The 12,830-nt window shown below is 54.8% G+C and carries 8 protein-coding genes; 4 read left to right on the top strand and 4 right to left on the bottom strand.

Features of this window, described 5'->3' with window-relative positions; all coding sequences use genetic code 11:
- Positions 1-25 precede the first annotated feature (25 nt).
- The 3 genes from KGP16_RS20680 to KGP16_RS20690 all read right to left on the bottom strand — a co-directional run bounded on the left by KGP16_RS20680 (position 26) and on the right by KGP16_RS20690 (position 6,984).
- Complete coding sequence (locus KGP16_RS20680; protein ID WP_223498283.1) at positions 26-6,022, bottom strand: alpha-2-macroglobulin; 5,997 nt, start codon at positions 6,020-6,022, stop codon at positions 26-28.
- 69 nt (positions 6,023-6,091) lie between these two features.
- Positions 6,092-6,535: a hypothetical protein gene (locus tag KGP16_RS20685; RefSeq protein WP_021806116.1), complete on the bottom strand. Its 444-nt coding sequence runs from the start codon at positions 6,533-6,535 to the stop codon at positions 6,092-6,094.
- Between the two features lie 122 nt (positions 6,536-6,657).
- Positions 6,658-6,984, bottom strand: coding sequence for a YqcC family protein (locus KGP16_RS20690; RefSeq protein WP_021179896.1), 327 nt, complete (start codon positions 6,982-6,984; stop codon positions 6,658-6,660).
- 152 nt (positions 6,985-7,136) lie between these two features.
- Here KGP16_RS20690 and KGP16_RS20695 point away from each other — a divergent pair, with 152 nt between their 5' ends.
- Entirely contained in the window at positions 7,137-8,375 is a 1,239-nt protein-coding gene (locus tag KGP16_RS20695) for an MFS transporter (protein WP_021179895.1), read from the top strand.
- A gap of 621 nt (positions 8,376-8,996) precedes the next feature.
- Here the strand turns inward: KGP16_RS20695 and syd are convergent.
- Entirely contained in the window at positions 8,997-9,545 is a 549-nt protein-coding gene (gene syd, locus KGP16_RS20700) for a SecY-interacting protein (protein ID WP_021806117.1), read from the bottom strand.
- A 63-nt stretch (positions 9,546-9,608) separates the two neighbouring features.
- Here syd and queF point away from each other — a divergent pair, with 63 nt between their 5' ends.
- The 3 genes from queF to xni all read left to right on the top strand — a co-directional run bounded on the left by queF (position 9,609) and on the right by xni (position 12,819).
- Entirely contained in the window at positions 9,609-10,454 is an 846-nt protein-coding gene (gene queF / locus KGP16_RS20705; RefSeq protein WP_059201647.1) for an NADPH-dependent 7-cyano-7-deazaguanine reductase QueF, read from the top strand.
- A gap of 183 nt (positions 10,455-10,637) precedes the next feature.
- Positions 10,638-12,002 (top strand): nucleotide 5'-monophosphate nucleosidase PpnN, encoded by a 1,365-nt coding sequence (ppnN, locus tag KGP16_RS20710; RefSeq protein ID WP_021179892.1) that lies wholly within the window; start codon positions 10,638-10,640, stop codon positions 12,000-12,002.
- A 58-nt stretch (positions 12,003-12,060) separates the two neighbouring features.
- Positions 12,061-12,819, top strand: a complete 759-nt coding sequence (gene xni / locus KGP16_RS20715) for a flap endonuclease Xni (protein WP_021806119.1) — start codon at positions 12,061-12,063, stop codon at positions 12,817-12,819.
- Positions 12,820-12,830 lie beyond the last annotated feature (11 nt).

Below are 12,830 nucleotides of genomic sequence, written 5' to 3' on the forward strand. Positions count from 1 at the left end.
CAACGCTGCGGGGCATCGCGATGGCTTATTGACTTTCCGCCGGTACAACCACCAGTTTACCGCTGCTGGCCGACATGGCCTGCACTTCACGATCGTACATGGCTTCGCCATAAGCCGGAGGGATCGCAAAGCTACCGGTGTTGGTCGCTTTAATCTGGTAGACAAACTCCTGCACATCGGTGCTGGCGCTACCATAGATAATCACCCGGTCTTCGCGGATATCACTGTAATCAGGTGCCCAAGTGGAGCCCGAGGCAGCCAGTGGTGACTGCCACCCTGCATCCGTATTCTCGCTGGCTTCACCGTCTTCGCCGGTCGATTCTGGCTCTGGTGCCGTTTGCTGCACCACTTCAAATCCGCCAGGCAGCAGATCGACAATCGCCAGGTTGCTCTGCCCTTCTTTCGAATTGGCGCGGATTTTCAGATGAACGTTGATCTTCTGTCCTAACGTTACCTGAGTGACCGGTTTGCCCTGTTCATCGGTGTAATCACGGGTAATTTCCAAACCGCGAGCAATGGCTTTCTGTGGAGCAGCCAGATCGTAACCGGCCTGAGTGACCACATACCAGGCCGGAGCGTCGGCGCTGTTGGTAAAACGGATAGCCTTGGCCTCGGCCGTAAACTGGCCTTTGGCAAACAGCCCTATCATCTCTGAAATCACCTGCGGATCGACGTTACCTTGCTTGCCGCTCTGCGCAATCGTCAGCGAATCGCTAGTATTGGCCTGCGCCGCCACCTGAGCCGAGTAGCTTTCCAGCGCCAGGATACTCATCGCCGAAGAATAGGTGGTGTAGCGCTCTTCTTTCAACGCCTTGACCATGTTCTCCAGCACCTGCGGAGGGATGGAAGACACCTTCTCCGGGAAGTGGCGAGCGATCAGGTACAGACGCGTTGCGTCCTGCACCAGCGGATCGAAGTAATTCTGCGTCCACCAGCCTTTGTCATAGGCTTTGCTCAGTTGCTTCCAGCTAGGTTGCAGCAAGGCATTCGCCTCATCGTCCATTTTCAGCAGACGGTAAGACGATGCCAGATACAGGGCACTCAGATCGGTTTTCCAGCTGTCTGGATACAGTTTCTGCAACGTATCCTGCACCGAGGCCAGCGAGTTGGTGGTAATTTCGCCCTGCAAGGTCAGCAGGTAGACTGCCCAGGTACGCAGACGCAGATGGTACATATCATCATAACGGTTGGCTGCCAGTTCACGCAGCGCACCGTTGGCATCTTCCAGCATTCCCACCGGCAAAGCATAACCCGCCGCTTTGGCTTCCAGCAGGTATTGCACCACGTATGGCGTGACGAAAGGATCGGTTTCCGGCGATGAACGCCAGGCACCAATGGCCCCGCTGTCGTTCTGGCGGGAACGCAGTACGCCGAGCAGGTTTTTCAGCTGTTTGCTGACTTCGGCCTGGCTCAGGCTGCTTTTCATTTCCGGATGCTGGCTTTGCATGATCAGCGGAATGGAACGGCTGACGATCTGCTCAGAACAGTAGTACGGATAATCCGCCAGATACTGCGCCAGGCCGTTGGTCAGCACCAACGGGGAGTGAGATACCGCCGCGCTACGCTGCGCATAGGCATCAAACATCTGCCGCAGATTATCAATATTCTGGCTGCTACCGCTCATCCGGCCCATCACCGTCTGGGTGCGGAAAGGCATTGCCGGGCGTACCGAGGTGCTAACGGTACGGCGGCTGGTTTTATCACCGTAACGCGCATCAAACACCAACGGAGCATCACCCAGTGCCGCCTTGGCACGCAGGCGGAAGGTGATCACACCTTCACGCTTCTCCGCCAATGACAGGCTTTGCTCGGCCTTACTCACCACTTCCAACTGCGGTGGCGGCGTCAATTGCACGGCGATCGCCACAGGCTTTCCGTTCAACCCTTCGAGGTTATTGCTAACCCCTACGCTGACATCAAACTCATCCCCCGGTGCCACCATATAAGGCACATTCGGCGTCATGATGAAGTTGTCACGTACCGTCGCGGAGGTTTGGGCCTTGCCGATTTTGCTTGGCGTAACCGAAATGGCCATCACGCGGATCTTGCCGTTGAAGTAATCCGGCACCGGATAGGTAAACTGCTTCTCGCCGTTCACTTCGGTAATGCCAGACCAGTAGGCCACCGGCTTGTCGCGCTTGCGCTTGAAAGGATTCAGGTTGAGATCCAGCCCTTCACCCGCATCACCGCCCGGTGCCGCAGAAAGCGCCATCAGCTTGCTGAATTCCGGCAGGATCAGATCGAGGATCTGCGAGCTTTCCACACTCAGCTCACGCTTACGGAAGAAGTACTCCAGCGGATCTTTCAGGCGGTAACGCGCTACCTGCAAGATCCCTTCATCTACGGCAAACAGTGCCACCTGCTGTGGACCATCGGTTTTCACCGTAATCGTCAGGTTATCACCCGGCTTAATCACCTCAGGCGTCACTATTTCCAGGCCGTTTTGCCGGGCTTTGGTGCTGATTTTAAACGGCATGACGCCATAGCTCAGCGGGCTCATAAAGATCTCGCTGGAGTTCACGTCGCGCACAAACTGCACGTTGATATACCCGTTGCCTTCCATCCCGGCCGGAACCCGGATTTTCTGCACCGAGCTGGTGGTATCGGTGTGGAACCACTGCCAGGCATAGACACGGTCTTTTTCGATGGTGATCAAACCGCTGCCGGTATAAGGCGCGTTGATCGCCACTTCAATTTCTTCACCCGGCTGATATTCCGCCTGGTTCAGTTTCAGCTTCAGTTCGGCATTGCGATCCAGCGAACGGCTGAGGTTGGCATTGCCCGCCACGCTATAGGCGATACGGTTGAGCACCTTGCCCTGTGCATCTTCGATCACCAGAACAAAGTCACCCGGGGTGTCGGTTGCCAAGGTCAGATCGGTGCCCTGCTCGCTCAGCGCCAACGGCTGCTCGGACAACTGCACCTCTTTCATCTTCGATTGGTATTTATAAACGCCAGAATCCTGCTTGGTCAGCACCGAGATGTATTTCTGCTCGATCAACACCTGCTTCAGATCGGCGAGTGCAATCTGTTTCAGGGAAGGATCGACGGCAATCACGTTCAGATTTCGCGCCGAACCCCGGTTGATATAGCCTAAATCACCGTCTGGCTTCACGCCTACCAGATAGTCATACGGCGATACCAGCACCCGAGCGGTGGCGGCAACGGAACGCCCGCCACCCGCTACAAAGGCTTCTGACAGCAGTTGTAGCTGATAGGTGGCATCCGCATAGGACTTCAGATCCAGTGGGATATTCGCCACGCCCTGCTCGTTGGTGGTACGGTCTTCCAGCTCGGTTTCAAAACCGTCGCTATTCTGGCGGTTCTCAAAGAAGGCGTAATCCGGAAAGCGATCGAAGCTTGGATACATTGGCCGTAGCGTCAGCTTCGAGGTAACTCGGCGATCCTGGGCAGGCGTGCCAAACAGGTTCTGCACATCGATGTTCGCCTGCAGCTCAGAAGGTTTCACCCACCCTTGCTGGCGGTTCGGCGTCAACTCCAGCTTCACCTTCAGTTGGTCTGGCTCAAACTCTTTTACGTTGACGGCGGTATGGCCGAGCAAGGTGGAAGTGTCGTTATTCTTGCCAATCAGATACAGGTAGACGTTCCATTCGCCCGTTGGCGCATTCTCGTCGGTGGTGTAACTCAATTCATTGAAACCACTGCCACCGAGAGTCAGCGGCACCGTTGTCATCAATTTGTCGCGCGGATCGCGGATCTCGGCACGTACCGGTACGCCAGCCAGGGCTACGCCCCAATCGGCAGCACGGGTAATCAGACCAATATTGAAGGTATCGCCCGGACGGTACACGCCACGATCGGAGAACAGATAACTGCTCAGGGTGCGTGGATCGATCGGAGTTTCTTCGCCTTCAATATCAAAGCGGGAGAAATCCAGCCCGCGGTCGTTGTAGCGGGTGGTCGGCAAGAAGGACACATCGCCCTCTTTTTCGACCAAGAACATCACCGGCTGACGTTCGTTGGTATACACGTCCAACGATGGGAAACGCACGTGCCCATTGGCATCGGTCACCTGGCTGAGCAGCGTCACGCCGTTTTTGGCGATCACCGAAACCTTGGCGTTACCGACTGGTGCACCGCTGTGGATAGATTGGACAAACACATCACGCGTTTTATCCTGCGAGCGTTTGGCAATGATGCCCAGATCGGTGACGACAACAAAGCGCGAATCTCCCACGCTAGGTGAATCATCCCCTTCTTGCTCGCCCTGATCGCCTTCATCCTCTGCGGCCTGCGTCTTTTTCTTTTCCGGCTGCCATTCCGACAGCGTCAGCAGGAACACGCCGCGATGGGAATCCGTGCTGGTGGACAGGTAACGTGAGAGATCTATGCCCTTATAGCTTACTTCACCCGGCTGATCGTTGTTGATGACCGTTTGATAGTTAAAGTGTTCGGTAAAATATTCATCGTTAAGCTGGTTGAACTGGGCCGAAGTGTATTCGCTGCTTTTGAATGAGACGATATGCTGCAGCTGGCTTGGGATCACCCGCTTGATATCCAGACGCAGGCCGGGCACGTTACGCGCCGCCACGCTGATTTGCTTGTCACCATTCACCGACAGCAGAGAACCCTGTGACATAAACTGCAAGGTTTTCGGGAAGTCTGGTACTTCGACGATACGGTAGACCTTCTCCGGCATTTTATAGCCGCCCGAAGAGGTCATCAGGTTAGTGATCTCCAGCAGCATAAAGCGGTGAGCCGGTGCGTCAAACTTGAAGCTGAACTGCGGTTGATAGGTCTCTTCCGCTTCATTCAGGGTCAGCGTCAGCGGCGTAGACTGGGCCATCACGCTGTTTTCGATGCTCTCGGTCCCGCCCCACTGATAAAAATCGTCCGGTTCGTTACTGGCTTCGGAATCGTTAGGATTATGCTGCGGCAACAGCCAGGCCTTGACCGCGCGCCCGGCATCTTTGTCTTTGATCGCATCGCTGAAGGCGACGATCAGCGCACGCTGGCCTTTGCTGCCATCGCTATCGACCACCTGGGCGCTAGCGTCCTTCACAGTGAGGCTATACAGAGTTGGCACCGACACCCAGCTGTCTTTCGATTGAGCGATCTCATTGGCAGACACCACCGACTTGATGCCCTTGCCCAGTACCAGATGCACTTTACCACCGTGATCCAGCGCTTTCAGCGGTTCAGAATGCACCCAGGCGTTCAGCTTCTTGGCATCGTAAACCAGGGAGAAATTAAGTTTCTTTTCAGATTTGGCGTTGGCTTCGATCAACCCCATGGCGATCTGCTTTTCAAAGCTGGCCACGTCCACTGGCGCATTGAATTTGACGTTGAAGATAGCGCTGCGCTTTTGCGGATCTTGTGGGTCTTGATAATACTCAGCTTGCCCAAGTTGATAGTCAAAAGCCGGGGCACTAAAGCTGTAGTGGGTGTTGGCGAGTTTAATCTGCGGGGCCAGCAACACGGCAGGCTCGAGCTTAACCTCATATTTGCTGCCCATCGGCAATAGGTTTTTCGGCGTGAAGACCAGGGTCCAGGCGTTATTCCACTTCCACTGCCCTTCAAGGGCCGGGCTGATGGAGATGCCTTTTTCCACGACCTTGCCAGCATCGGTCAACGGTGCCACGGAGTTTCTAAAGGTGAGGGTGACCTGCTGCGGCGCAGATTTCTGCACGGCAAAGTTAACCGGCTCAGGATCGGATACCCGCACGCTGGTTTCCTGGTACACCATCGGTGCCGGTTCAATCGGCTGTGGCCGATTCAGCCACCAGTGCCATCCGTAGAAGGCGCCACCCGCGGCGCACAACAGCACCAGCAACGACAGGCTAATGGCTTTGGGATATTTGTCTACCCCACCTTCCAGCCGCAGGAAGCCGCGCCTCACCCCGCCGGATACCGCTGCCCACCAGGCAGGTGCATTCCAGTTCAGGTTGCCCACCACCGGCTTGAACAGCCGCCCCAACAGGCCAAAAACCAGGGCCAACAGGCGGAACAGGCCTTTTATCAACGTAAAAGGCAAACGGAGGATAAACTTCAGCAAATCCATGATTGCAGCACCTTTATAATCCTTGAAAGACACCCAGAGACAAGGTTTCCGACGACGGAGCCTAAGCAGCTAACAGCCTACACCCATTCCAGAAATCAGTGACAATACCAACACAATAAGAAGAATGGTCATGATCACGCCAAAAGCAAACATGGCAATTTGAAAAGCCAGCGTGCCAATACCGAGCAATACCGCAGCGGAAACCGCGCGCGGATTTTCCTTACACACACCAGCAATGGCGCCCAGGATCACGGCCCCCACAGCCAATACGGCAGTGACGATCTTCAAAATCCGATCCACATCATAATGAGGCCGCGAGACCTTTTCAGGGATTTGCTGGCCAGCCAATGAGGCCAGCAGTGATTCTTTGATAGCCACCGCTTTACCCGCAACAAGGCTTTCCAACGTCTGCTGAGGGGCAAATGGCCCGGCATAGAAATGCACCATCGCCAATAACAGCGCCAGGCCGCCTAGCGCAATCCCCGACCAACCGAATATATTTTGTCTCAACATGAGAAACCCTCCTTGGTGACTCGCGGTAATGTGCACATTATCTACTAGTTGCACACGGCGGTGGAAACTCTATTTTAGCCATACCGGCGAATTGCAGATTGCAGGTGTAGAATGCAGCGCGATTACAGCTCGATATTGAGCAGTGAATCCAGCTGTTGTAACAGCAACAGCAGCGGCAGGCAGTTCGGCTGTTTATCCTTTAACGCTTCTTCAAAATAGGGGGTGATGGCAAAACGCGTTGGCAGTGGCGCATTAGCATCGAGCAGCGCATGCATCCTTGGCAACAGTATCCACTGCAACCACTCTTCGGCCTGCATGCTGTCGATGCAAAAGGGTTCCGTGCTGGCAAAAGCCTCGGCTTCTGGCGGCGTCAACTGCCACAGCGTCAGATCGCGCATGGACTGTTCAATCGCCTGTAAATTGTGGCGAACCTGGTTGGATATACTCATCGACATTCCCGAACAATTTAAGCATGTTAATCAGCCTACGGCTGCAAGCCGCAAAGCATAACATTTAAGCCCAAAGCACCCAATTTTATCTGGTGGCGCCATGCCTGGCACGGCACAATACGCGCACCCAAAAATCACACATGATAAAAGACATGCCCGCAACATCACTCAATAAAAATCACGCTACGCCCGGTAAAGCCATGCTGGCTTCGGTTACCGGTTATGCTATGGACGGCTTCGATCTGTTGATACTCGGCTTTATGCTGCCGGTGATCACCACTGAGCTGGGTCTCACCTCATCACAAGCCGGTTCGCTGGTGACCTGGACATTGATCGGCGCAGTGATTGGCGGCGTGATCTTCGGCCATCTCAGCGACCGTTTTGGCCGCATCCGCGTGCTGACCATCACTATCCTGATGTTTTCGCTGTTTACCGGCCTGTGCGCCGTTGCCGTCGGCTACTGGGACTTGCTGGCCTATCGCACCCTTGCCGGGATTGGGCTGGGTGGCGAATTCGGTATTGGCATGGCGTTGATCGCCGAAGCCTGGCCCGCTGAGAAGCGTAACCGTGCCTCGGCTTATGTGGGCATGGGTTGGCAGCTCGGTGTACTTGCCGCGGCCTTCCTCACTCCGCTGTTGCTGCCTTATATCGGCTGGCGTGGCATGTTCCTGGTAGGCCTGCTGCCGGCGCTGGTTTCCTTCCTTATTCGCCGAACCATGGGCGAACCCAAAGCGTTTACACAGCAAAAAACCAGCGAACAGCAGCTCTCCTTTACTCAACGATTAAAGCTGCTATTTAAGGATCGCGCCACCGGCAAGGCCAGCCTGGGGATCTTTATCCTCTGCTCGGTGCAGAACTTTGGCTATTACGGGCTGATGATCTGGATGCCGACCTATCTGGCCAAAAACTTTGGCTTCTCGCTGACCAAATCCGGCGTCTGGACGGGAGTCACGGTGATCGGTATGACCTTCGGTATCTGGCTGTTCGGCGTATTGGCCGACCGCTTTCCCCGTTGGATCATCTTTGTCATTTATCAGGTTGGCGCTGTGGTGATGGTCATAAGCTATGCGCAACTCACCGATCCCACGCTGATGCTGTTTGCGGGTGCACTGATGGGAGTATTCGTTAACGGGATGATTGGCGGCTACGGCGCGCTGATTTCTGACACCTACCCGGTACAGGCTCGCGCCACGGCGCAGAATATCCTGTTCAACCTGGGCCGCGGCGTCGGTGGGTTGGGGCCATTGGTGATCGGTGCGCTGGTCACTCAGGTTTCCTTTACCGCCGCGATCAGCCTGCTGGCCGCTATTTACCTGTTGGATATTTTCGCCACGCTGTTCCTGCTACCGAAGAAACAAAGCACAGGCGATACGTTGGGGGCAATCGGGTAAACCTTAAGGGGGGGAAGTCAGGCAGGATTTGCTGTCTGGCCTTTGCTCCAGACAAAAAGTTGGGGGCACTGCGTTAACAGTGCCCCCGGTTCGTTTTATAGCTAATCCCGCTACAAGTGTGCTCCCTGCTCAATCCCTGAAAACTTTTCCTTTCGGCCATCCTGACCAAAACAATCCTTCGCAAAATCCTCTAACATCATCCTGACGCGGTTCCTCGGCCTTCCTGACCCACCAACAATCCTGTGCTGGCTCTCTATCTCCGTCCTGGAGGTGTCCTTGGTTTCAATCCTGAAACATCCTGTGTATCATCCTGATACCAATCCTTTCCACTCTTCCTGAGTGCATCCCTTTCTTCTTCCTGAAGCTGCATCATCCTGACGCTTTCCTGCTCCATCCGGCTTCCTTCCGGTAGACATAAGATCGCTTATTTCCTTCCCGTTAACAAGGGCATGTAGGACGGATTACGGTAAACTTGACTTAACCTACATCGGCAAAAATACATAACAAACTGATATATATAACTAATAATTAAAAAATGGCTAACTAAATCGAAAAATTAAAAGCGATCTCTCACAGCTTTTGTAAGAGATCTCGCACACGCACTAAAGGCAAATTAGCCGATTAATTAACTCTGGGGCGTAAAGCATTGAGAAAATCCCCCAAACTGGCGGCTAATAGCGTGCGTTTTTTGCTGCCAAATTGCTCAAGCAGCACGTTGCCGCTGACATTACACAGCGACACCACCGTCATTTCCGATTCTGTGGTCGCCAGGAACAACGTAGGCGATAGCTTAAGGCGTTTTTGCGTCACCAGATGCCCAATCAGATTCTCCTGCAGACGAATAAAGTCGTCTTCACTCCAGACCTGCAATAGCGTCAACGGATGCTCGCCAAACTCCGCATTCATATCCCCGGCATACTGTTGGGTATAGAAGGTGTGGATATCCGGCTGTAGTTGCAGTTCCAGCGCCTGCTCCACCTTTTCCAGGCTGGCCGCTGGCGTAAAAGGCTGTGGCAGCCACAGCACCGTATCATCGCGATTTTCGACAATACAGGGGGAAGCCACGCCGTACAGTTCCTGGCTAGCCGGGGCATGGCCATACTGCTGCTGCCATTTGTCGACATAGCGCTGGGTAAATTCACACAGGGCGTGCGATACATCATGGTCCATATTTTTTCTCGCATACGGTAAACTGGTGCCTATTGTACCTATCTAAGACCAAGGTGACAGCTCATGTCCTCCTATCAAGATCATCAGGCTCTGGCGGCACTGACGCTGGGCAAGCCAACCGCATACCGTGACTGCTACGATGCCTCACTGTTACAAGCGGTTCCTCGCAGCATGAACCGGGAGCCGCTGGGGCTTTATCCCGATAACCTGCCGTTCCACGGTGCCGATATCTGGACGCTGTATGAACTGTCCTGGCTCAATGCCAAGGGGCTGCCGCAGGTCGCGGTGGGAGAAATCAGCCTGAATGCCAACAGCGTCAACCTGATCGAGTCCAAAAGCTTCAAGCTCTATCTCAACAGCTTTAACCAAACCCACTTCCCAGACTGGGAAGCGGTACGCTCTACGCTACAACGCGATCTCGCCGCCTGCGCACAAGGGGATGTCAGCGTGAGCCTGTTCAGCGTCGATCGGCTTGAAGGCAGCCCTATCGCCCGGTTGGAGGGTGAATGCCTCGACCAGCAAGACATCAGCATTGATAACTACGAGTTCGACACGGGTTACCTGGAAGGCGCAGCCGGTAGCCAAATCGTCGAGGAAACGCTGGTCAGCCATCTGCTGAAATCCAACTGCCTGATCACCAACCAGCCCGATTGGGGCTCGGTGCAAATCCGCTATCGCGGTCCGCAGATCAACCGTGAAGCCCTGCTACGCTATCTGGTTTCGTTCCGTCATCACAACGAATTCCATGAACAGTGCGTTGAGCGGATCTTTAACGATCTGCTGCGTTTCTGCCAGCCGCAACAATTGAGCGTTTATGCCCGCTACACCCGGCGCGGTGGTCTGGATATCAACCCTTGGCGCAGCAATGTGGCGTTCGAACCGGCGCATGGCCGTCTGGCCCGTCAATAATGCTCAACAACTGAGCTAACAGGCGGTTTGTATTGGTAAAAATCCGGAGACGGCGGTAAGGTTAAATCAAGAGTGCCCGCTTTTTGCTCAGGCATTCCAGTAGGCAATACAAAATTCTTACCGCAGTGCACAGAGACAGGTAAGGATTATTATCGCCCTATTTATGGGCGCAAAGGAGTTACCTTGATTACACATATCAGCCCACTTGGCGCTATGGATTTGTTGTCGCAGCTGGAAGTAGACATGCTGAAGCGTACCGCCAGCAGCGACCTGTACCGTTTGTTCCGCAACTGCTCCCTGGCGGTGTTAAACTCCGGCAGCCAGACCGACAACAGCAAACAGTTGCTATCGCGTTATGAAAACTTTGATATCAACGTACTGCGCCGTGAACGCGGCGTAAAACTGGAGCTGGTGAACCCGCCAGAAGAGGCTTTTGTTGATGGCCGCATTATTCGTTCATTGCAGGCCAACCTGTTTGCGGTGCTGCGCGATATCCTGTTTGTCCACGGCCAAATTGACAGCGCCGGGCGTTTCCAACACCTGAATTCGGAAGACTCCATTCATATCACCAATCTGGTGTTCTCCATCCTGCGTAATGCCCGCACGCTTCACCTCGACGAAGACCCGAATATGGTGGTATGCTGGGGTGGCCACTCGATCAATGAAAACGAATATCTTTATGCCCGTAAGGTCGGTAGCCAGCTGGGCCTGCGCGAGCTGAATATCTGTACCGGCTGTGGGCCAGGGGCGATGGAAGCGCCAATGAAAGGGGCCGCCGTCGGCCATGCGCAGCAGCGCTACCACAACAGCCGCTTTATCGGCATGACCGAGCCCTCCATTATTGCCGCCGAGCCGCCGAATCCACTGGTTAACGAGCTGGTGATCATGCCAGATATCGAAAAACGTCTGGAAGCCTTTGTGCGGATCGCGCACGGCATCATCATTTTCCCTGGCGGGGTCGGTACAGCGGAAGAACTGCTGTATCTGTTGGGCATTCTGATGAACCCGGAAAATAGCGAGCAGGTACTGCCGCTGATCCTCACCGGGCCGAAAGAGAGCGCCGATTATTTCCGCGTGCTGGACGAATTCATCATGAATACGCTGGGCGAGAAGGCCCGCCGTCACTACACCATCATCATCGACGATCCGGCCGAAGTGGCCCGTCAGATGAAAAAGGCCATGCCGCTGGTGAAAGAAAACCGCCGCAATACCGGTGATGCCTACAGCTTTAACTGGTCGATGCGCATTGCACCGGACCTGCAGCTCCCCTTCGAGCCAAGCCATGAAAACATGGCCAACCTCAACCTGTACCCGAATCAACCGGCGGAACAGTTGGCTGCAGCCCTGCGCCGTGCATTCTCAGGGATCGTAGCGGGTAACGTGAAGGAGAACGGCATCCATGCCATCGAACAGTTCGGCCCTTACAAGCTGCATGGCGATCCGTTGATGATGAAGCAGATGGATAACCTGTTGCAGGGCTTTGTCGCCCAGCACCGCATGAAACTGCCGGGAACCGCCTACGTGCCTTGCTACGAGATTGTAGCCTGATCCTCACCTCTGGGCGGCGTCATAGCCGCCCTAATTTTCTGACGTTGTTGCCTTGCCTATGCCTATACATTTACTGATTGTCGATGCTCTGAACCTAATTCGCCGCATTCATGCGGTGCAAGGCTCCCCTTGTGTCAACGCTTGCAAGCATGCGCTACAGCAGTTGATTCAACACAGCCAGCCCACCCACGCCGTGGCGGTGTTCGACGAAGACGACCGTAGCGAGAGCTGGCGACATCAAATTCTGCCCGATTACAAAGCCGGGCGTTCGCCGATGCCGGAAAACCTGCATCAGGAAATGCCGCAGCTGCGCGAAGCGTTTGCCGAGCTTGGGGTGGCCAGTTGGCATTCGGCTGGCAATGAGGCGGACGATCTGGCTGCGACGCTGACGGCCAAAATTGCCGCAGGCGGGCACCAGGTGACGATTGTCTCTACCGACAAAGGCTACTGCCAGCTGCTGGCACCCAGCGTACAGATCCGTGACTACTTCCAGAAACGCTGGTTGGATATGCCGTTTGTGCAGCAAGAGTTTGGAGTGTTACCGCAACAGCTCACGGATTATTGGGGGCTGGCAGGCATTGGTAGCAGCAAGATCCCAGGCGTTGCCGGTATCGGGCCAAAAACGGCGGTATTGCTACTGCAACAGATGGGGAGTCTGGATGGTCTGTATCAACACCTGGAACAGGTGCCGGAGAAGTGGCACAGCAAGCTGTTAGAGCACCGCGAGCTGGCCTATATCAGCAAGCAGGTCGCCACTTTGCGTACCGATCTGACGCTGGACGGCAATCTGCAACAGTTACGTTTGCCAATAAATTAAGGGCGCTGCCA

The sequence above is a fragment of the Serratia sp. JSRIV006 genome, assembly GCF_019968685.1.
Classification (GTDB): domain Bacteria; phylum Pseudomonadota; class Gammaproteobacteria; order Enterobacterales; family Enterobacteriaceae; genus Chania; species Chania fonticola_B.

Coding starts and splice junctions, on each gene's coding strand:
- KGP16_RS20680 (WP_223498283.1), bottom strand. CDS start 6,022: ATGGATTTGCTGAAGTTTATCCTCCGTTTGCCTTTTACGTTGATAAAA.
- KGP16_RS20685 (WP_021806116.1), bottom strand. CDS start 6,535: ATGTTGAGACAAAATATATTCGGTTGGTCGGGGATTGCGCTAGGCGGC.
- KGP16_RS20690 (WP_021179896.1), bottom strand. CDS start 6,984: ATGAGTATATCCAACCAGGTTCGCCACAATTTACAGGCGATTGAACAG.
- KGP16_RS20695 (WP_021179895.1), top strand. CDS start 7,137: ATGCCCGCAACATCACTCAATAAAAATCACGCTACGCCCGGTAAAGCC.
- syd (WP_021806117.1), bottom strand. CDS start 9,545: ATGGACCATGATGTATCGCACGCCCTGTGTGAATTTACCCAGCGCTAT.
- queF (WP_059201647.1), top strand. CDS start 9,609: ATGTCCTCCTATCAAGATCATCAGGCTCTGGCGGCACTGACGCTGGGC.
- xni (WP_021806119.1), top strand. CDS start 12,061: ATGCCTATACATTTACTGATTGTCGATGCTCTGAACCTAATTCGCCGC.